The 19,415-nt window shown below is 63.3% G+C and carries 24 protein-coding genes and 1 pseudogene; 6 read left to right on the forward strand and 19 right to left on the reverse strand.

Annotated elements, in window-relative coordinates; all coding sequences use genetic code 11:
- Positions 1–98: 98 nt before the first annotated feature.
- Positions 99–1,139 (reverse strand): glutamine synthetase beta-grasp domain-containing protein, encoded by a 1,041-nt coding sequence (locus G6N73_RS14670; protein ID WP_165028768.1) that lies wholly within the window; start codon positions 1,137–1,139, stop codon positions 99–101.
- Between G6N73_RS14670 and G6N73_RS14675 the strand changes: the two genes are divergently transcribed.
- The gene (locus G6N73_RS14675) at positions 1,126–1,620 is read left to right on the forward strand and encodes a DUF2735 domain-containing protein (RefSeq protein WP_165028770.1); all 495 of its coding nucleotides are present in this window, start codon (positions 1,126–1,128) and stop codon (positions 1,618–1,620) included. The genes G6N73_RS14670 and G6N73_RS14675 overlap by 14 nt on opposite strands.
- A 48-nt stretch (positions 1,621–1,668) precedes the next feature.
- On the opposite strand, the gene G6N73_RS14680 is transcribed toward G6N73_RS14675, so the two are convergent.
- Positions 1,669–2,295 carry a type II toxin-antitoxin system VapC family toxin gene (locus tag G6N73_RS14680; protein WP_165028772.1) on the reverse strand — a complete coding sequence of 209 codons (627 nt, stop codon included), beginning with the start codon at positions 2,293–2,295 and terminating at the stop codon, positions 1,669–1,671.
- Positions 2,296–2,568: 273 nt separating this feature from the next.
- Here G6N73_RS14680 and G6N73_RS14685 point away from each other — a divergent pair, with 273 nt between their 5' ends.
- The 4 genes from G6N73_RS14685 (at position 2,569) to G6N73_RS14700 (ending at position 5,564) form a co-directional block, all read left to right on the forward strand.
- Entirely contained in the window at positions 2,569–2,823 is a 255-nt protein-coding gene (locus tag G6N73_RS14685) for a DUF4212 domain-containing protein (RefSeq protein WP_165028774.1), read from the forward strand.
- Positions 2,824–2,838: 15 nt separating this feature from the next.
- Positions 2,839–4,818, forward strand: coding sequence for a sodium:solute symporter family protein (locus G6N73_RS14690; RefSeq protein ID WP_165028776.1), 1,980 nt, complete (start codon positions 2,839–2,841; stop codon positions 4,816–4,818).
- Between the two features lie 108 nt (positions 4,819–4,926).
- Positions 4,927–5,235 (forward strand): YggT family protein, encoded by a 309-nt coding sequence (locus G6N73_RS14695; protein ID WP_165028778.1) that lies wholly within the window; start codon positions 4,927–4,929, stop codon positions 5,233–5,235.
- A gap of 2 nt (positions 5,236–5,237) precedes the next feature.
- Positions 5,238–5,564 carry a hypothetical protein gene (locus tag G6N73_RS14700; RefSeq protein WP_165028780.1) on the forward strand — a complete coding sequence of 109 codons (327 nt, stop codon included), beginning with the start codon at positions 5,238–5,240 and terminating at the stop codon, positions 5,562–5,564.
- A gap of 9 nt (positions 5,565–5,573) precedes the next feature.
- Here the strand turns inward: G6N73_RS14700 and G6N73_RS14705 are convergent, their stop codons facing one another.
- From G6N73_RS14705 to crcB (G6N73_RS14725), 6 genes and pseudogenes are all read right to left on the reverse strand, one after another.
- Complete coding sequence (locus G6N73_RS14705) at positions 5,574–6,359, reverse strand: ATP12 family chaperone protein (protein ID WP_165028782.1); 786 nt, start codon at positions 6,357–6,359, stop codon at positions 5,574–5,576.
- Positions 6,360–6,366: 7 nt separating this feature from the next.
- Positions 6,367–7,282: pseudogene (locus G6N73_RS14710) on the reverse strand (DMT family transporter).
- Complete coding sequence (locus tag G6N73_RS14715) at positions 7,279–8,265, reverse strand: RluA family pseudouridine synthase (RefSeq protein ID WP_165028784.1); 987 nt, start codon at positions 8,263–8,265, stop codon at positions 7,279–7,281. The pseudogene G6N73_RS14710 and the gene G6N73_RS14715 overlap by 4 nt, the downstream one beginning before the upstream one ends.
- A gap of 93 nt (positions 8,266–8,358) precedes the next feature.
- Entirely contained in the window at positions 8,359–8,697 is a 339-nt protein-coding gene (locus tag G6N73_RS36870) for a DUF190 domain-containing protein (RefSeq protein WP_246252060.1), read from the reverse strand.
- A gap of 3 nt (positions 8,698–8,700) precedes the next feature.
- On the reverse strand, positions 8,701–9,213 hold the full coding sequence (crcB, locus tag G6N73_RS36875; protein ID WP_343044627.1) for a fluoride efflux transporter CrcB: 513 nt from the start codon (positions 9,211–9,213) through the stop codon (positions 8,701–8,703).
- Positions 9,210–9,617, reverse strand: coding sequence for a fluoride efflux transporter CrcB (gene crcB / locus G6N73_RS14725; RefSeq protein WP_165028786.1), 408 nt, complete (start codon positions 9,615–9,617; stop codon positions 9,210–9,212). Before crcB (G6N73_RS14725) ends, crcB (G6N73_RS36875) begins: the two co-directional genes overlap by 4 nt.
- 284 nt (positions 9,618–9,901) lie before the next feature.
- Between crcB (G6N73_RS14725) and G6N73_RS14730 the strand changes: the two genes are divergently transcribed.
- Positions 9,902–10,180, forward strand: coding sequence for a PilZ domain-containing protein (locus G6N73_RS14730; RefSeq protein WP_165028788.1), 279 nt, complete (start codon positions 9,902–9,904; stop codon positions 10,178–10,180).
- A gap of 38 nt (positions 10,181–10,218) precedes the next feature.
- On the opposite strand, the gene G6N73_RS14735 is transcribed toward G6N73_RS14730, so the two are convergent.
- The 11 genes from G6N73_RS14735 to rpsE all read right to left on the reverse strand — a co-directional run bounded on the left by G6N73_RS14735 (position 10,219) and on the right by rpsE (position 19,378).
- Positions 10,219–11,541: a replication-associated recombination protein A gene (locus G6N73_RS14735; RefSeq protein ID WP_165028790.1), complete on the reverse strand. Its 1,323-nt coding sequence runs from the start codon at positions 11,539–11,541 to the stop codon at positions 10,219–10,221.
- A gap of 7 nt (positions 11,542–11,548) precedes the next feature.
- A complete protein-coding gene (locus tag G6N73_RS14740) occupies positions 11,549–13,120 on the reverse strand; it encodes a DegQ family serine endoprotease (protein WP_165028792.1) in 1,572 nt (523 codons plus the stop codon).
- A 179-nt stretch (positions 13,121–13,299) separates the two neighbouring features.
- On the reverse strand, positions 13,300–13,731 hold the full coding sequence (rplQ, locus tag G6N73_RS14745) for a 50S ribosomal protein L17 (protein WP_165028794.1): 432 nt from the start codon (positions 13,729–13,731) through the stop codon (positions 13,300–13,302).
- A 120-nt stretch (positions 13,732–13,851) separates the two neighbouring features.
- Positions 13,852–14,862, reverse strand: coding sequence for a DNA-directed RNA polymerase subunit alpha (locus tag G6N73_RS14750; RefSeq protein WP_165028796.1), 1,011 nt, complete (start codon positions 14,860–14,862; stop codon positions 13,852–13,854).
- A gap of 100 nt (positions 14,863–14,962) precedes the next feature.
- Positions 14,963–15,352, reverse strand: coding sequence for a 30S ribosomal protein S11 (rpsK, locus tag G6N73_RS14755; RefSeq protein WP_008837736.1), 390 nt, complete (start codon positions 15,350–15,352; stop codon positions 14,963–14,965).
- 127 nt (positions 15,353–15,479) lie between these two features.
- Entirely contained in the window at positions 15,480–15,848 is a 369-nt protein-coding gene (rpsM, locus tag G6N73_RS14760; protein WP_165028799.1) for a 30S ribosomal protein S13, read from the reverse strand.
- Between the two features lie 188 nt (positions 15,849–16,036).
- Positions 16,037–16,624, reverse strand: a complete 588-nt coding sequence (locus G6N73_RS14765; protein ID WP_165028801.1) for an adenylate kinase — start codon at positions 16,622–16,624, stop codon at positions 16,037–16,039.
- On the reverse strand, positions 16,621–17,961 hold the full coding sequence (gene secY, locus G6N73_RS14770) for a preprotein translocase subunit SecY (protein ID WP_165028803.1): 1,341 nt from the start codon (positions 17,959–17,961) through the stop codon (positions 16,621–16,623). The genes G6N73_RS14765 and secY overlap by 4 nt, the downstream gene beginning before the upstream one ends.
- 128 nt (positions 17,962–18,089) lie before the next feature.
- Positions 18,090–18,566 (reverse strand): 50S ribosomal protein L15, encoded by a 477-nt coding sequence (rplO, locus tag G6N73_RS14775; RefSeq protein ID WP_008837732.1) that lies wholly within the window; start codon positions 18,564–18,566, stop codon positions 18,090–18,092.
- A gap of 22 nt (positions 18,567–18,588) precedes the next feature.
- Positions 18,589–18,786 carry a 50S ribosomal protein L30 gene (rpmD, locus tag G6N73_RS14780; protein ID WP_008837731.1) on the reverse strand — a complete coding sequence of 66 codons (198 nt, stop codon included), beginning with the start codon at positions 18,784–18,786 and terminating at the stop codon, positions 18,589–18,591.
- Positions 18,787–18,811: 25 nt separating this feature from the next.
- Complete coding sequence (gene rpsE / locus G6N73_RS14785; protein WP_008837730.1) at positions 18,812–19,378, reverse strand: 30S ribosomal protein S5; 567 nt, start codon at positions 19,376–19,378, stop codon at positions 18,812–18,814.
- Positions 19,379–19,415: the final 37 nt, after the last annotated feature.

A 19,415-nucleotide genomic window follows, 5' to 3' on the forward strand; every position in this document is an offset into this window, starting at 1 on the left:
GGGCATACACAGCCAAAACGAAGCGGGCGGCGTCATCACTGACACCGCCCGCCGGAAGAATGCGATCCGGCGCGTTGGCGCCGTTTCACGACAGGCGCTTACGCCGCAGCCTTCTCCGCCGCGCCCGCTTCCACGCTCGCAATCGTCTTCAGTATCTGGGAGGCGATCTGGTAGGGATCGCCCTGCGAATTCGGGCGGCGGTCCTCGAGATAGCCCCTGTAGCCGTTGCGCACGAAGGAGTGCGGCACGCGGATCGATGCGCCACGATCAGCGACGCCGTAGCTGAATTTATTCCACGGGGCAGTCTCGTGCTTGCCGGTCAGGCGCATGTGGTTGTCCGGACCGTACACGGCGATGTGGTCGTGCAGGTTCTTCTCGAAGGCCGCCATCAGCGCTTCGAAATACTCCTTGCCGCCGACTTCGCGCATATAGGCGGTCGAGAAGTTGGCGTGCATGCCCGAGCCGTTCCAGTCGGTGTCGCCGAGCGGCTTGCAATGATATTCGACGTCGATGCCGTATTTCTCGGTCAGGCGCTGCATCAGGTAGCGGGCCATCCACATCTGGTCGGCCGCCTTCTTGGAGCCCTTGCCGAAAATCTGGAATTCCCACTGGCCCTTCGCCACCTCGGCGTTGATGCCCTCGTGGTTGATGCCGGCGGCGAGGCACAGATCGAGATGCTCCTCAACAATGGTGCGGGCGACGTCGCCGACGCTCGAATAACCAACGCCGGTGTAGTACGGACCCTGCGGCGCGGGATAGCCACTCTCGGGGAAGCCGAGCGGACGCCCGTTCTTGTAGAAGAAATATTCCTGCTCGAAGCCGAACCATGCTCCCTCGTCGTCGAGGATGGTCGCCCGCTTGTTCGACGGATGTGGCGTTTCGCCGTCCGGCATCATGACTTCGCACATGACGAGAACGCCGTTGGTGCGCGCCGGGTCCGGATAGACCGCGACCGGCTTCAGCACGCAATCCGAGCTCCGGCCTTCCGCCTGCATGGTGGAACTGCCGTCGAAGCCCCACAAAGGAAGCTGCTCGAGCGTCGGAAATTCCGCGTATTCCTTGATCTGCGTCTTGCCCCGAAGATTGGGGACCGGGGTGTACCCATCCAGCCAAATATATTCGAGCTTGTATTTCGTCATTCCGGCCTCTCGTAACCAGTTAACCAATGCGCCTGGAAGGGAGCGCGACATCCCGGCCGCCAAGGCCGATTCCAGTCGTCAGCCAAGCAACAAGCATGCCACTTCCTTGCGCAAATGGGAAAACCGCTCAAAATCAAGGCTGGCGGGCGCGCTGCAACATGCTCCAAGAACCGGCAAAATAGATACCTGCCTAAATACTAGTCAGTCTGCTATTTTTTTGGACAGATGTGTTGCAGTCGTGGTATTGAGCGTTATCTCCGCTGGTCAATACAGCACGGAAGCAAGAACGATGAGCACGGCTTTTACTCACGAGTCGGCGAAGATCTATACCTTCCCCAAACGGGTTAGGATCAAGGCCGATACCCATGGCAACCAGGCGGATTCTGCCGTGAGTCTCGCCCCGCGAGCCAACGTCGCCGTCGGCAGCGGCTGGTATCACGAGGCGGCAATCGAGGAAGCCGAACGGGACCGCAAGCGTTAGCCGAAAGCCCCGGCGCAAGCCGGGTTTTCGTAGCGCGCTTCGATCCTGCTACTCCTCGCCCAGCAGCGAAGGCACTAACGTCTCGAATCGCGCCGCCGCGACGAAATCCTCGTGGAAGCGCAGGAGGTTCATGCGCAGGTTGTTGCGGATATAGTCGAAATCGTGAGCGACGATCTCCTTGTGCAGCGGCAGCGCCTCGAAGATCATCCGCGCCGACGGGCTGGTCATGTCCTTCACCGGCCGCGGTGGCCCGGCTTGCGTTGCCTGGAGCCGCTCCCTGACCAGAACCAGCGCATCGTCCCAGAAATCCACTGGCGCGCCATCGGGTACCGGGTAGCGTGCGAACACCTCCGCCGCCACCGTTTCGAGCGCGGCCGGCAACCGTCGCTGCCTCTGCCCGGCATGCGACCTGGTGGCGCCCTCGACCATTTCGGCGACCATGGCAAAGGCCGGCGGATAGCTTTGCCAGCGCGATTGGCGCAGCTTTTCCTGGAATTCGGCTTCGCTGAACAGCTTTTGCCAGTAGACGCCTGCCCTCACCCGGCAGAACTCCACCACGCATTTCTGGCAGAGGAACGCGGCGCGCGAATCCATGAAATCGGCCAGCGCCCGCCGGTCCGCGACCGTTTCGGAGGCGCCGAACAGACCAGCCACAAACTTGTCGAACAAACTCACGGCCACCCCTCGCATTCTTCCCAGTCGCAAGCTTAGCCCCATTTTCTCCCGAGCACCAATGGCGGTCGAAGGCACGACGACTGATTCTAAAGTCCTATGAACAGCAAGCGGCAACCGATGTTAGGTTCGGTCAACATCGGATTCGCGCGCGCACCGCTCGCCGTCCTCCGATGTGTCGCTCCACCTCGCAGTTGCAAGGCTATGGGGCGACAGGGCAACCAGGTCCGTGGGTCGAGGAGGATTGCCGGGCCTTTTTGGAGGAGGGAAAACGCGATGGCGACGCCAGACCGCGTAAGTTACTGGAACAAGACCAGAAGTCTCATGTTCGTCATGTTGGCGCTCTGGGTGTTCTTCGGATACGTCGTCCACATGTTTGTGGGCGCGCTCGACAATATCGTCATCCTTGGCTTCCCGTTTGGCTACTACATGGCCGCGCAGGGCTCGCTCATCGCCTTCGTCATCATGCTGTTCTGGTTTGCGCGCAAGCAGAACGCCATCGACGAAGAGCATGGCGTGGCCGAAGAATGATCGGGGGGATTGATCATGGCTAACACCACAGCAGGCGGCAGCGACTTCACCGCCAATCTCGGCCGGGTCTACGGCATTTATACGGGCGGCTTCATCGCCTTTATCATCCTGATGGCGATCCTGAGCGGCCTGGGCGTTCCGAACCGGGTGATCGGTTATTTGTTCGTGGCGTTCACGATCACGATCTACGCCGTCATCGGAATCTTGAGCCGAACCATGCAGGTCGGCGAATACTACGTGGCGGGGCGCAGGGTCCCGGCGATCTACAACGGCATGGCGACCGGCGCGGACTGGATGTCCGGAGCGTCCTTCGTCGGCATGGCCGGCACGCTCTACGTCCTCGGTTACGACGGCCTGGCCTTCGTGCTCGGCTGGACCGGTGGCTATGTGCTCGTCGCCATCCTCGTGGCGCCATACTTGCGCAAGTTCGGCGCCTACACGGTTCCCGACTTCCTGTCGGCACGCTACGGCGGCAACCTGGCCCGCTTCATCGGCGTCGTTGTGCTGTTCTCCTGCTCGTTCACCTATGTGGTGGCGCAGATTTACGCGACCGGCATCATCTCGGCGCGTTTCCTCGGCCTCGATTTCAACGTCGCGGTCTATGTCGGACTTGCCGGCATCCTGGTCTGTTCCATGCTCGGCGGCATGCGCGCCGTCACCTGGACGCAGGTCGCGCAGTACATCGTGCTGATCATCGCCTATTTGATCCCGGCGATCTGGATGTCGACGGTCAAGACCGGCATTCCGATCCCGCAGCTTATGCAGGGCATGGCGCTCGAGAACATCACGGCGCTCGAAACCGCGCAGGGCATCGCAGTCCATCATGTCACGCCATTCGTACATGGCGGCTACAATGCGCTGAACTACTTTCTGCTGATCCTCTGCCTGATGGTCGGCACGGCCTCGCTACCGCATGTGCTGATGCGCTACTTCACCACGCCGTCGGTGCGTGAGGCGCGCGTCTCGGTCGCGTGGTCCCTGCTCTTCATCTTCCTGCTCTACTTCACGGCGCCGGCCTATGCGGCGTTTGCCAAGTGGACGATGCTCGATCTGGTGGCCTCTGGGCTGACACCGGACAACATCGCTGAAAAGGCGAGCTGGATGATGCGCTGGGCGGCAGCTGACAACACGCTCGTTCAGATCTGCGGCAAGGCGGCTCTCGATGCCGCTTCAATCGCCGCGGCCTGCGCCGAGCAGGGCGTCACCAACATCGGCTTTGCCAACATCAATCTCAACGCCGATATGATCGTGCTTGCCACGCCCGAAATGGCCGGGATGCCCTATGTCATATCGGGCCTTGTCGCCGCCGGCGGCCTTGCCGCCGCGCTGTCGACCGCCGATGGCCTGCTGCTCGCCATCGCCAACGCGTTGAGCCACGACATCTACTACAAGATGCTCGATCAGCATGCTCCGACCGCCCGCCGCCTGGTGGTGTCGCGCATCCTGCTCGTCGTGGTCGCCATCTGCGCCGCCTATGTGGCGTCGACGAAACCCGGCGACATCCTTGCGATGGTCTCCTGGGCATTCTCGCTCGCCGCTGCCGGGCTGTTCCCGGCACTGGTGCTCGGAGTGTGGTGGAAACGGGCAAACTCCACAGGCGCAGTGCTCGGCATGATCGCCGGGTTCGGTCTCTGCCTCTACTATCTGCTCGGCACGCGCTACGGCGCCGTCAGCTTCGTCGAAACGTGGGGCTGGCTGTCCACGGCCACCGCCGAACAGATGACGAAGTTCGCGGAACTCAAGGCTGCCTTCGCGGCCGCAGCTCCCGAGGCGCAGGAGGCGGCATGGACGGCACTCGACAAGCATGCGCAGACGATCGCAAGCTGGTGGGGCGTGAAGAACCTGTCGGCTGCCGCATTCGGCCTGCCTGTCGGGTTCGTCGTGATGTACGTAGCTTCCAGGCTGACCAAAGAGCCCTCGCTGGAACTGCAGGAGTTCATCGAGGAGATCCGCGTTCCGCGCGGCAAGACGGTCATGGAAGAAAAGACCGCCTGATCGGCCACAATGAAACCGAAGCGGGGTCCGGCAACGGACCCCGCTTTCTTTTCGTCGCGACGCAGCCCATAAGGCAGCTCTGTCGCGTAATCTCCAGGTCTTTGCCGAATGAACGAATTCTGGTCCTACTGGTATTTTCATGTACCGAATTTCGTCCTCGCAGCGATCATGTACACCTTGCTCGGACGGCTGGTGCTCGGGTTGTTCGTGCCGGAGAACTGGGACAACTTTATCTGGCGCGGATTCAAGTTCATCACTGACCCGGTCGTGCGGGTCGTGCGCTATGTCACGCCGGACGTAATCGCGCATCCGCTCGTGCTGCTGTTCGGTGTGCTGTGGCTGATGGCCATTCGGTTCGTCTATCTTGCGACGCTCTTGAATCTCGGGCTCGGTCCCGTTGCTGCTCCCGGAGCCTGACCATGGATCGCAACGCTCTTGTCCCCGTCATGGCTCTCGCCATCATCAACGGCATCTTTTCGCCGTTCGTGATCGTCGTGTTTCTTGCCAACTGGTTTTGGTACCCGCACACGCTGCTTCCGGCATCGCCGCAGATCATCTCCATGTTCAGCGCGTTGATTCTGTCGACGCTGACGCTCATGGTCTCGGGCGTGCCGGCTGCGCTCTATTCGCGGCTGTCGCAGCAATCGGACGGCCGCATCGCCGGACTGATCTGGCTGGTCTTCACTGCGTTACTTACGCTGCCCGCTGTTCCGAATGTGATAAGGGCGCTGGGCTTCTCCGCCTAAGCTCAGCCATCAGAGCGCCTTGATCAGGGAGGCGGCAGCCATCATGTCGCGCTTGCGGTGGGCGCGACGCGCCATCGCCTCGGAATCCTGGCCCCACTGCTCGGCCTGCCAATCCTCGTCGACATGGGCGGCCGACCAGGCCGTTTCGGCGTCGATTTCGCCGGCTTCGACCGCCATCGCCAGAAGCGCCGAACCGGTGAGCGTCGTCATCAGGTGCAGCGCGGCGAGCCGAAGCGGATCCTGGCGCAGCGCAAGATGTTCGCCGATGGCCTCCATGGCCCGGCGCGGCTGCTCGACATGGATAACTCCCTCCGCAAGCAAAAGCCGCGCCCCGAGCGCCCGCTGCGCCCATTCGAGAAGCGGATCCCATGCCTTGGCCTGGCGTTCCACCAGGCCGGCGGGCGCGTCGGCCCGATAGCACAGCAGATCGGATGAGGCGAAGCGCGCGACATCGTCGCGCACGGCAACCGGATCGGTAGCGACGCCGTCGATTGCCGTGTTGACGAGGCGGTAGACCGGCATGGTCGACGGATCGATCTTTTCGCCCTGCGCGGCGAATTCTTCCGCAACTAGCCCGGCCGCCTTTTCGGTAGGCAACGCCAAAATGGCCTTGCCCGGCGTACGAACCGGCTTTCCGTCGAGATGGACGGCAACCCCCTCCTTCACCGCCGCAACCGAAACCTCCTTGTAGAAGCGCTTCGGCAATTGCGTTTTCATCTGGCTCTGCGCGCGCCGGACGGGGTCCGGGTCGGACAGGTATTTCTGGGCGTCGAGATCGTTCAGGAGATCGCGCATGGTTGCCTCACGAAAGCTGCCGGCGCGGGCGGTTGACGATGACCAGCCCAGTGGCGATCAGGCCGAGGGCGGCGAATATTTTGATGCTCAGCGGTTCGCCAAGCAGCAGCCCGCCACACAGGACGCCGAAGGCCGGCGTCAGGAAGGCAAAGCTCGACAGCCCGGCGGCGGGATAGCGCCGCATCAGCCAGAACCACAGAATATAGGTGAAGGCGACGACATAGACAGCCTGGAACAGCAGGGCAGCGTAGGCCGACGCGGAGAATTCGCGCAAGGCGGGGCCGGCAAGCGGCAGAAGCGGCAGGGCCATCACGGCGGAAACCGCCAGTTGATAGAGCAGCAGCTTTTCGGCGCTGGTCGTGGCTAGCTTGCTCTTCTTGATGACCAGCGTGGTCGCGGCCCACAGAACCCCCGCCCCCAGGCTCATAATGTCGCCGGTGATCGCCTCCGGGCCGGGCAGGCTGAGCTTGTCCGAAAACACCAGCACGACGCCGGTGAAAGCCAAAGCCAGGCCCGCCCATTTGCGCAGCGTCATATGCTCGCCAAGCAGGAAATGCGCGCCGACCAGAACCCAGAACGGCATCGTGTTGACCATCAAGGTGCTGCGCGCCACGGTCGTGAATTCCAGGCCGACGAAGATTAGCAGGAATTCTCCGCCGAACAGCAGACCGGCGAGCAGCCCCGGCCACAGCGTGCCGTCGCTATCGAACAGCCGTATGCCGCGATAGCGGCACCACAGGAACACCAGCAACCCGCCGATAGCCGAGCGCGCGACGGCGACGAAGACGGGGCTGAAGCCGGCATAGGAGATTTTAGCGGCGACGCCGTTCAGCCCCCCATGAAAAGGTCAGGCCGATCATGATCGCCGCCGCGGCCAGGTCGACGGCGTCGCGACGGTCGAAGGCGCCGGCAGCGCCGCTCAACTATCCTCTCCGGCGCTCGCCTCGTCGAAGCCGATCAGGTTCCAGCTCTGGCGCATGTGCGGCGGCATCGGCGCGGTGACGTCGATCACACCCTTGTCGGGATGGGGAATGCGGATGCGCCTGGCGTGGAGGTGCAGCCGGTTCTGGATGCCGCCGGGAAAATCCCAATTGGTGTCGGCCTCGAAATATTTCGGATCGCCGATGATCGGGCAGCCAATATGGGCGGCATGGACGCGCAATTGATGTGTGCGGCCGGTATGCGGCTCCATTTCCAGCCAGGATAGCGTCTGCCCGGCCTGTTCGAGCACGCGATAATACGAAACCGCGTGGTCGGCGCCCTTTTCGCCGTGCTGCGCCACCCGCACGCGGTCGCCGTCCGGTGTCGGTTCCTTGACCAGCCAGGTCGAGATCTTGTCCTCGCGCTTTTTCGGCACGCCCTTGACCAGCGCCCAGTAGGTCTTCTTGGCGTCGCGCCCGCGAAACGCCTCGGCGAGCTTCATCGCCGCAAGCCGGGTGCGCGCGACGACCAGCACGCCCGACGTGTCGCGGTCGAGGCGATGTACAAGCCGCGGCTTCTCGCCCTTGGAATTGCGCCAGGCCTCCAGCATGTCGTCGACATGGCGCACCACGCCCGAACCACCCTGGACGGCAAGCCCGGCCGGCTTGTTGAAAACGAAGACCTTGGGGTCCTCGTAGATCAGCATTTGCGAAAGAACGTCGCCATCATCCTGATTGCGCATGGTTTTGGCGGTCAGCGGGCCAGCACCCTTCTGATCGACGCCGAGCGGCGGGATGCGGATCATCTGGCCGGGTTCGACACGAGTGTCCGCCTTGGCGCGGCCGCCATCCACCCTGATCTGGCCGGAGCGCAGCAGCTTCTGCAAATGGCCGAAACCCAGGCCGGGAAAATGTGTCTTGAACCAGCGGTCGAGCCGCATGCCCGTCTCGCCGGCCTCGACCATGATCTGCTCTACGCCTGCCATCGTGGCTTCTTACCCGTTTCCAATCGGGCGCAATAGCATCAGCCGAGGCTTCTTGCGAGCCACAAACCGCCGAACGGCGCGGCAATCAGCCTATCACTTGCCGTTCGTTCCATATTGAACGACTTGGACCTTCTCCAGCGTGATCAAGCCGCTGGTCATGATCGCGTCAAGCACCGGCAGGAAGGCATTGATCTTGTCCTCGCTGTCGACAATCTCGATCACCAGCGGCAAATCTTCCGACAGCCGGAGGATCTTGGTCGTGTGCAGCCGGCTGGAATGGCCGAAACCCATCGCGCCCCGTATGACGGTCGCACCCGCGATCTGCATCTCACGAGCCCTGAGTACGATCGATTCATAGAGCGGACGGCCATTATCCCGATCGTTCTCGCCGATGAATATCCGCAGCAACTGTGCCTGCTTGGGTATTTGCATGGTTCAAGATCCCTTCAACCGGTTGAGCCGCGATGCGGCCACGTGGCCAAGCCAGACAGCGGCGAGCCAGGCCATGACGGAAATTCCCACATTCAGTCCCGCTGCGAGCGGACGCCCTTCCCGCAGCAGATTGAAGGTTTCGAGGCTGAACATCGAGAAAGTGGTGAAGCCGCCGCAAATGCCGGCCATCACGAACTGACGCGCGCGAGAACCAGCAAAAACGCGGCCGTCGGGCCCGGTCAGCGTGGCGTAGAAGCCGATGATGAACGAGCCAAGCACGTTCACAAAGAGCGTACCCGCGGGAAAGCCGGGTCCCAGAAGACCAATGCTCGCCATCGACGCGAGAGCCCGCAACACGCCGCCGATCATGCTTCCCAGCGCGACGCCCGCATACAGCATCGCAGTATCGCGAAATTTGTGAGAGCGGGAGCCAACCGGAACTTTACGGTCATGCCCGTCCTGCTTCGCCGATTGCTCGCTCGGCCTTTCGCGGCTGGGCTTCAGCGGCCGGGTCAAAAGATGCTACCGCCAAACGTCGAGGCGCCGATGGCGAAGCCGGCCGCGACCGCGCAAAGGCACAGCATGACCGACAGGGCCACATTGCCGCCGGCGCGCAGCAGATCGCCGTCGCGGGCAAGCGCCAGCGTCTGCAGGCTGAACGAGGAAACCGTCGTGTAGCTACCGAGGAAACCTGTGACAACGAAAGCCCAGGCCGCAGGCGTGTCGAAAAGCAATCGGCCGTCCGCAGCGGCGGCGATCAGCCCAATTGCAAAGGCGCCAGTCAAGTTGACGGCCATCGTGCCCCACGGAAACGTCTCGCCGATCCGGCGGCCAACGAAACCGGAGAGAAAGAACCGGGCCATTCCGCCAACGGCGCTGCCAAGCGCCACCCACATCAATGTGCCAAGCAATTCCTGCATTACCCGATCCCGACAGCGGCGCCTGGCCCAGCAGTGCCCGCAACCGTTTCCTGCCCGCGGCGGCAGGGTTCGTCAACCGATGTCTTGAAGAGCGCTCAAAAGCAAATCACCGGGCGCCCCCAAACCGACGAACCGCCAAGACGTTCCCTCGCCGTCGCGAAGTGGCCTGCCGCGAAGTTTCCAGTGCATTGGGGGATAAGCGCTTGACCCCGTTCCGCCGATTGGCTTTGGTCTATAAGCAGGTTCAAAGATAACGAGCGTCGCCGCCCTTTCCCGGAGCAGACATGCGCCCATCCCACCAGCCGGAACGCCGCAGCCAGCCGCGGCCCGCCGTCCAGAAGAACGCGGTCATCCTGGTCGGCGACAATGCCGGCATCCCCTGCATCGTCCGCAATATTCATTCCGGCGGCGCGGAACTGAATGTCGCTGCCGAAACCGAACTGCCCGGCCGTTTCCTGCTGCATGTGCCGTCAGACGGGCTGGCCTACCGGATCGTGGTGTGCTGGCGAAAGAGCGAGCGCGTCGGCGTCGAGTTCAAGAGTTCGGAACCCTGGCAGGAATAAGCGCGCGCTGCTTCGTCAATTCCCGTGACGGCGATCGGCTATGAGCCGCCGTCCTTTGATCGTTCGGCCCGGAGCTTCGCCCAGTATTCCAGCCGTTTCCTGATCTCGCGCTCGAAGCCGCGCTCGGGCGGGTCATAGAATGTCTGGCGGCCCATCTTCTCGGGAAAATAGTCCTGCCCGGAAAAGGCTTCGGGCGTATCGTGGTCGTATTCGTAGCCCTTGCCGTAGCTCTCTTCCTTCATCAGCTTGGTCGGCGCGTTCAAAATGTGCTTGGGCGGTAGCAGTGAGCCTTTCTCCTTGGCAGCGCGCATCGCGCCCTTGAAGGCGGTGTAGACGGCGTTGGATTTGGGCGCGGTGGCGAGATAGACGGTCGCTTCGGCGAAAGCGAGTTCGCCCTCCGGCGAGCCGAGATAGTCGTAGGCGTCCTTGGCAGCGTTGGCGACGACCAGCGCCTGCGGGTCGGCAAGGCCGATATCTTCCATCGCCATGCGCACCAGCCGCCGGCCGAGATAGAGCGGGTCCTCGCCGGCGTCGAACATGCGAGCCAGATAGTAGAGTGCGGCGTCGGGGTCCGAGCCGCGCACCGATTTGTGCAGCGCCGAGATCAGATTGTAGTGGCCGTCCTGGCCCTTGTCGTAGATCGGCGCCCGACGCTGCACGATGCGCTGCAGGCCCTCGGCATCGAACACCTCCTTGGATTTGGCGGCGCGCCAGACTTCTTCCGCCAGCGTCAGCGCCGCACGGCCGTCGCCGTCCGACATGCGTATGAGAACCGCCCTCGCCTCCTCGTCCAGCGGCAGTTTTTTGCCCTCGGCCTCCTCGGCGCGGGCGAGCAGTCTTTCGATGCTTTCCTCGCCCAGCGAATGAAACACCAGAACCCGCGCCCGCGACAGCAGAGCCGCATTGAGCTCGAAGGACGGGTTTTCCGTGGTCGCGCCGACCAGGATGACGGTGCCGTCCTCCATGACGGGAAGGAAAGAATCCTGCTGGGCGCGGTTGAAGCGGTGAATCTCGTCGACGAAAAGCAGCGTCTGACGGCCCTGCGAGCGGCGCAGCCGCGCCATCTCGAACACCTTCTTCAAGTCGGCGACGCCCGAGAAGATCGCCGAAAGCTGCTCGAAGGTCAGTCCGGTTTCGCCGGCCAGCAGCCTGGCAACCGTGGTCTTTCCCGTTCCCGGCGGTCCCCAGAAGATCATGGAGCCGAGCGAGCCCGAGCGGATCATGCGCGTCAGCGCGCCGTCCTCGCCGGTCAGATGCTCCTGGCCGACCACCTCGGCCAGGCTCGCAGGGCGCAGCCGGTCGGCAAGCGGCCTTCCGGGAGGCTCTTTTTCCGGCTCGTCGGCCTTGAACAGGTCAGCCATAGTCCACTCAGTATCGCAGCATCTGACGCAGCAACTGCCCGTCGCGCTCCACCGTGAAGCGCCACCAGCGCGTCTGCTGCGCGGCGACCGCTGCCAGCTTGTCCGGTGTATCGATCACTTCGCCATTGACCTCGCGCACGATGTCGCGCGGCTGAAAGCCGAAGCTGGCCGCCGGCGAGTTGCGATCTACGTCGAGGATCGTCACGCCCTTGGTGTCGGTCCGCAGCCGAAGGCGCTGCGCCAGGCGCGGCGAAAGCTCGGCGACCTTCGCGCCCGAAAACGGGCTGCGTCCCCTGATCATGACTTCCTTGGCCGATGCGCCCTCGGGCGCCCGCTCGAGACTGATCTCGACTGTCTTTTCCTCGTTCTGGCTGAGCACCTTCAGGCTGGCCTTGCCGCCGACGGGCTTCGTCGCCAGGCGATAGCCAAGCGCATCCACATGTTCGATCGCGACCTCGTTCATGGCGAGGATGACGTCGCCCGGCCTCAGGCCGGCCCGCGCTGCCGGCCCTTCCGGGTCGAGCGCCGCAACAAGCGCGCCGGAAGGCCGCGCCATGCCAAGAGCGTCGGCGATCTGCGCGGTAACCGGCTCGAAAGTCGCGCCGATGAACGGGCGTTCGAAGAAGTCGCGGCCCTGCTTGGCGGCCTCGGTCACGGCGCGCACGATATTGGAGGGAATGGCGAAACCGATGCCGATCGAGCCGCCGCTGCGGCTGTAGATTGCAGTGTTGATGCCGACGAGCTGGCCGGTCATGTTGATCAGCGGACCGCCGGAATTGCCAGGATTGATCGCCGCGTCGGTCTGGATGAAGAAACCGAAATCGCTGACTCCGATATGCGTGCGGGCAAGTGCGGAGACGATGCCGCTGGTGGTGGTCTGGCCGACGCCGAACGGGTTGCCCATCGCCAGGACGAGATCGCCCACCTCCAGCGCGTCGGAATCGCCGATCGGGATTACCGGAAACGGCTCATCGCTCTCGATCTTGAGCACGCCAAGGTCGAGCGATTCGTCCTTGAGCAGCACCTTGCTCTCGAATTCGCGCCCGTCGGCCGTTGCAACCTTCACCGCGTCGGCATCGCGGATGACGTGATAATTTGTGACGACGATGCCGCTCGGATCGACGAGCACGCCCGAACCGAGCGCCGATTGCGCGCGCGGCGGCGCCTGGCGTCCGAAGAAGCGCTCGAAGAACGGATCGCCCTCGAAAGGCGAGCGCAGGCGCGCCTGCTGCGACGCATAGACGTTGACGACGGCCGGCGCGGTCTCCTTGACCAGCGGCGCGAAAGAAAGCTGGATTTCGGCCCGACCGAACGGCAGGCGCCGGCCTTGAGGCGCTGCCGGCGGCAGCGGCTCCTCGCCGCCGCTCAGAAGCTCGTTCAGCACGTCCTTGAGGCCAGGATCCTCCTTCGGCGCCGCTTCGGCCGCAGGCGCATTCTCGGCAGCCGGAGCATTCTGGGCAACGGGAGCATTCTGAGGTGCCGGAGCGTCCTGTGCGCCCGCCGGAAGCGCAAAAAACGCCGGCGCGTATGCGAGCCAGGTAGCGATCAGGACATGCGGCAATCTAGTCGCAAAAGACATGCGAATCCTCCAAAGAATGGTTGCGCGCATTGTCGTGAAGATTGTGCGGAATGAAAGGCTTTGCCGCGAATTATGCAGCGCTGCCCTCACTGCCGCCGGTCAGCCGCATCGTGCGCTCAAAAAAGCAAAAAGGGGCCGCAAGGCCCCTTCGCAAAGTCTGAATCCGGCCCGGCGGAAAATTATGCCGCTTCGGCTTCCGAATTGGCATCTTCGGCCTCGACGCGGGCGCGGTCGGCGGCGCCCTTTGCGGAGGTGTCGCGATCGACGAACTCGATGACGGCCAGCGGGGCGTTGTCGCCGTGGCGGAAGCCGGCCTTCATGATGCGCAGATAGCCGCCATTGCGGGTGGCGTAGCGCGGCGCGATGGTGTCGAACAGGCGCTTGACGACGCCTTCATTGCCGATCTGCGCGATCACCTGACGGCGTGCGTGCAGGTCGCCGCGCTTGCCGAGCGTGACGAGCTTCTCGACGATCGGACGCAGATCCTTCGCCTTCGGCAGCGTCGTGACGATCTGCTCATGCTCGATCAGCGAGACAGCGAGGTTTGCGAACATCGCGCTGCGGTGGCTTGCACTGCGGCCCAGCCGGCGGCCGGTAAATCCATGGCGCATGGCTCTTCTCCTTGGAGTATGGGCATGACGCCCGGTGTTTCATTGAGGGAGGAGCGAATAGCGAATAGCGAATAGTAGTGCGCCCGCTATTTCCCTATTCGCTACTCCCTATTCGCGGTTTCAATACTGGTCTTCGTAACGCTTGGCGAGATCTTCGATGTTTTCCGGCGGCCAGTCGGCCACTTCCATGCCGAGATGGAGACCCATCGCGGCAAGCACTTCCTTGATCTCGTTCAGCGACTTGCGGCCGAAGTTCGGGGTGCGCAGCATCTCGGCTTCGGTCTTCTGGATCAGGTCGCCGATATAGACGATGTTGTCGTTCTTCAGGCAGTTGGCCGAACGCACCGAAAGCTCGAGCTCGTCGACCTTCTTCAGCAGCGCCGGGTTGAAGGCCAACTCGGTCACGGCCTCTTCCGGCTGCACCTTGTGCGGCTCCTCGAAATTGACGAACAGGCCGAGTTGGTCCTGCAGGATGCGCGCGGCGAAAGCGACCGCGTCCTCGCCGGTGATCGAACCGTCGGTCTCGATGGTCATGGTCAGCTTGTCATAGTCGAGAACCTGGCCTTCGCGGGTGTTCTCGACCTTGTAGGAGACCTTCTTGACCGGCGAATAGAGGCTGTCGACCGGGATAAGGCCGATCGGCGCATCTTCGGCGCGGTTGCGGTCGGCCGGCACATAGCCCTTGCCGGTGTCGACGGTGAATTCCATGCGGATCTCGGCGCCCTCGTCCAGCGTGCAGATCACGTGGTCGGGGTTGAGGATCTCGACGTCGCCCACGGTCTGGATGTCGCCGGCCAGCACTGCGCCCGGTCCCTGCTTGCGCACGACCATGCGCTTGGGGCCGTCGCCTTCCATCTTGATGGCGATTTCCTTGATGTTTAGCACGATGTCGGTCACGTCCTCGCGGACGCCCGAGATCGAGGAGAACTCGTGCAGCACGCCGTCGATCTGCACCGCCGTCACGGCAGCGCCGCGCAGCGACGACAACAACACGCGGCGAAGCGCGTTGCCGAGCGTCAGCCCGAAGCCGCGCTCGAGCGGCTCGGCGACCAGCGTGGTCAGGGTCTTCTTCTTGGACGAGAACTCGATCTTGTTGGGCTTGATCAGTTCCTGCCAGTTTTTCTGGATCATTTTATCTTCCTTCCGATATCCTGCCACCATCCAATCGTGGCAGGCGATATGGAAAGCCGCGCAGGCGCCCGAAGACGCTCACGCGGCGGTTAAGCAATAATCAGACGCGGCGCTTCTTGCGCGGGCGGCAGCCATTGTGCGGGATCGGCGTGACGTCGCGGATCGAGGTGATCGTGAAACCGCCGGCCTGCAGCGCGCGCAGCGCCGATTCACGGCCCGAACCCGGACCGCAGACTTCGACCTCGAGCATGCGCATGCCGTGCTCCTGAGCCTTCTTGCTCACGTCCTCGGCAGCCATCTGCGCCGCGAACGGGGTCGACTTGCGCGAACCCTTGAAGCCCTGGGCTCCGGCCGACGACCAGGCAATCGTATTGCCCTGCGCGTCGGTGATAGTGATCATCGTATTGTTGAAGGTCGAATTGACGTGGGCTACGCCCGACGAAATGTTCTTGCGTTCGCGACGGCGAATACGCCCGGCTTCCTTGGCCATGATGGTCCTTTCAGTTGATCTCTACACCGCCGTAATGCCAGCGGCTCCACCTGGTAAGGCAGTAGGGGTTAGGCAGTAGGCAGTCGGATTCCCCTACTGCCCATTGCCTACTGCCCAATGCCTCAAATTACTTCTTCTTGCCGGCAATCGCCTTGGCCGGGCCCTTGCGGGTGCGCGCATTGGTATGAGTGCGCTGGCCGCGGACCGGCAGCGAGCGGCGATGGCGCAGGCCGCGATACGAGCCGAGGTCCATGAGGCGCTTGATGTTCATCGACACTTCGCGGCGCAGATCGCCCTCGACCTGGTAGTCGCGGTCGATGGTCTCGCGGATGGCCAGAACTTCGGCGTCGGTCAGTTGGTTGACGCGACGCTCGGCCGGAATGCCGACCTTCTCGACGATCTCGGAAGCGAACTTCTTGCCGATGCCGTGAATGTACTGCAGCGCGATGATGACGCGCTTGTTGGTCGGAATGTTGACGCCTGCTATACGGGCCATCTTCTTCTCCATGTGGGCCGGTCGAGCCGGCATTTTGGGTTGACCCGCGTCCGGTGGAGGCCGGCCCTTGCGGGAGTTCCTATTCAATAGACCGTCATGTCCTCGCGGACCGGCCGTTTCATGCCTGAATGGGAGACGGGCTGCCATAGTCCAGAACGGACCGGCTGTCAACCGCCCTCTCAGGGGCATCAGGCGTTTGCGTGAAGCGCCTTTTCGATCTCGGCCGTAACCGTGTCCATGTCGGCCATGCCGTCCAGCGTAACCAGTTCGCCGGTGGAGGCGTAATAGGCCGACAGCGGCGCGGTCTTTTCGCGATACTCGTTGAGGCGCTTCTTGAACGATTCCGGATTATCGTCCGCCCTCACCTTGCCGCCTGACGCCAGCGTTTCGGCGACACGCTTCTCCATGCGGCTGACCAGCGCCGATTCGTCGACCTTGAGTTCGATCACGGCGTCGAGTTTCTGGCCCTTGTCGGCGAGCATCTGCGTCAGCGCCTCGGCCTGGGGCACGGTGCGCGGAAAGCCGTCAAGGATGAAGCCGCGGGCAGCATCCGGCTGGTCGATCCGCTCCGAGACGATCTGGTTAACGATCTCGTCCGAGACAAGCTGTCCGGAGTCCATCACGGCCTTGGCGCGCTTGCCCACCTCGGTGCCGTTGGCGACCGCGGCGCGCAGCATGTCGCCGGTGGAGAGTTGCGGTATTCCGTGCCGCTCGACCAGCCTCTGGGCTTGCGTCCCCTTGCCCGCCCCAGGCGGCCCGAGCAATATCAACCTCATCTGCCTCTCTTGCCCCCGCGCAGCTTCGACTTCTTGATCAGTCCCTCATACTGGTGGGCAATCAGGTGACCCTGGATCTGCGCAACCGTATCCAGCGTTACACTGACCACGATCAGAAGCGAAGTGCCACCAAGGTAGAACGGCACGCCAGTCGCCGAGATCAGGAATTCGGGCAGCAGGCAGACGAGGACGAGGTAGATGGCGCCGACGACGGTGATGCGCGTCAGCACATAGTCGATGTATTCGGCGGTGCGCTCGCCCGGGCGGTAGCCGGGAATGAAGCCGGAGTGCTTCTTCAGCTGGTCGGCCGTATCCTTCGGATTGAACACGATGGCCGTGTAGAAGAAGGCGAAAAACGCGATCATGGCCGCGTAAAGCAGCATGTAGAGCGGCTGCCCATGGCCAAGGGCTGCCAGGGCAGTGCTTGCCCAGCCGGGCATCGTCGTCGTTGCCGAGAATCCCGCGACGGTCGCCGGCAGGAGCAGAAGCGACGAGGCGAAGATCGGCGGGATGACGCCGGCGGTGTTGAGCTTCAGCGGCAGGTGCGACGTATCGCCCTGGAACATGCGGTTGCCGACCTGGCGTTTTGGATACTGGATCAAAAGCCGGCGCTGGGCGCGCTCGAAGAAGACGATGATCGCGATGACGGCGATGGCGAGCACGATGATCGCGAGAATCAGCCCGGTCGACAGCGCGCCGGTACGGCCGAGTTCCAGCGTGCCGCTAATCGCCGACGGCAGGCCGGCGACGATGCCGGCAAAGATTATGAGCGAAATCCCGTTGCCGATGCCGCGCGCGGTGATCTGCTCACCCAGCCACATCAGGAACATGGTGCCGCCGACCAGGGTGATGACGGTCGAGGCGCGGAAGAAAATGCCAGGCTCGGTGACGATGCCGGCGCCGCTCTCAAGCCCGACCGAGATGCCGTAGGCCTGGACGAGGGCGAGCAGCACGGTGCCGTAGCGCGTGTATTGGTTGATGACCTTGCGGCCCTGCTCGCCTTCCTTCTTCAAGGCTTCGAGCGAGGGGATGACCGAGGTCATCAGCTGCATGATGATGGAGGCCGAAATGTAGGGCATGATGCCCAGCGCAAACAGCGCCATGCGCTCGACCGCGCCGCCGGCAAACATGTTGAACATGCCGAGCACGCCGCCGGACTGCTGCGTGAAAGCCTGTGCGAATGCGTCGGGATTGATGCCTGGAAGCGGGATATAGGTGCCGAGGCGGTAGACCAGGAGCGCGCCCAGGGTGAACCAGATGCGCTTCTTCAGGTCTTCGGCCTTGGCGAAGGCTGCGAAATTCAGATTGGATGCAAGTTGTTCAGCAGCCGATGCCATATGGAAGTCTCCGCTTCGTCACGCTTGAAAGCCCGCAGCGGGCGGCATTGTCGACGAAGCTCCGAGATAGGCTTCGGACGGCAAAGATGCAAGCGGCGGCCGCCGGGACCGCCGCTTGAAAAGTGCAATTATTCCGACGCGTCGGCCTTCTCGGGAACCTTTACGGTTCCGCCGGCCTTCTCGACCTTCTCAATCGCGGCCTTCGAAGCGCCGGCGACGTCGAAGCTGAGCTTCGACTTCAGTTCGCCGTCGCTGAGCAGGCGCACGCCGTCCTTGGCGCGGCGGATGACGCCGGCCTTGACAAGGGCCTCGGCATTCACGGTCGCCTTGGCGTCGAGCTTCTTGGCGTCGAGGGCTATCTGGATGCGGGCCAGCGACACGGTCACATAATCCTTGCGGAAGATGTTGTTGAAGCCGCGCTTCGGCAGGCGCCGGTAGAGCGGCATCTGGCCGCCCTCGAAGCCGTTGATGGCGACGCCGGAGCGCGCCTTCTGGCCCTTCACGCCGCGGCCGGCAGTCTTGCCGGAACCCGAACCGATGCCGCGCCCGAGGCGCTTCTTCGAATGGGTCGCGCCCTCATTGTCGCGCAGATCGTTGAGTTTCATTGTCTTTCTCCTGCGCCCGGGCCTACTTCTCGTCGACGACGCGGACGAGATGCTGTACCGCCGCGATCATGCCGCGCACCGAAGGTGTATCTTCGAGCGTGCGGCGGCGATGCATCTTGTTCAGGCCGAGGCCGACCAGCGTCGCGCGCTGCTCCTTCGGACGGCGGATCGGGCTGCCGATCTGCTCGACCGTTACGGTCTTGGTTGCTTTTTTTGCCATGGTCGTGATCCCTGAGCTCGAGCGACTATTCCTCGGCCGCTACGGCGGTGCCGCGGCGGGCCTGGAGCGTCGAGTACTTGATGCCGCGCTGGGCCGCCACATCCTTGGGATGCATCTGGCTCTTCAGCGCATCGAACGTCGCGCGCACCATGTTGTACGGGTTCGACGAACCCATCGACTTGGCGACGACATCGTGCATGCCCAGCGTCTCGAAAACGGCGCGCATCGGGCCGCCGGCGATGATGCCGGTGCCGGCCTTGGCGGCGCGCAGCAGAACCTTGCCGGCGCCGTGACGGCCTTCGACGTCGTGGTGCAGCGTGCGGCCCGAGCGGAGCGGCACGAAGATCAGTTCGCGCTTGGCGGCCTCGGTCGCCTTGCGGATCGCCTCAGGCACTTCGCGAGCCTTGCCGTGGCCGAAGCCGACGCGGCCCTTCTGGTCGCCGACGACGACGAGCGCTGCAAAGCCGAAGCGCCGGCCGCCCTTGACGACCTTGGCGACGCGGTTGATGTGGACGAGCTTGTCGACAAACTCGCTGTCGCGCTCTTCGCGGTCACGACCGCCGCGGCGGTCATCCCTACGTTCCTGTGCCATTATCCTGTTCCTTATTCTTTTCCGGAAGCACGGTTTC

Origin of the sequence: Allomesorhizobium camelthorni (assembly GCF_011045125.1) — a bacterium.
Lineage (GTDB): Bacteria > Pseudomonadota > Alphaproteobacteria > Rhizobiales > Rhizobiaceae > Allomesorhizobium > Allomesorhizobium camelthorni.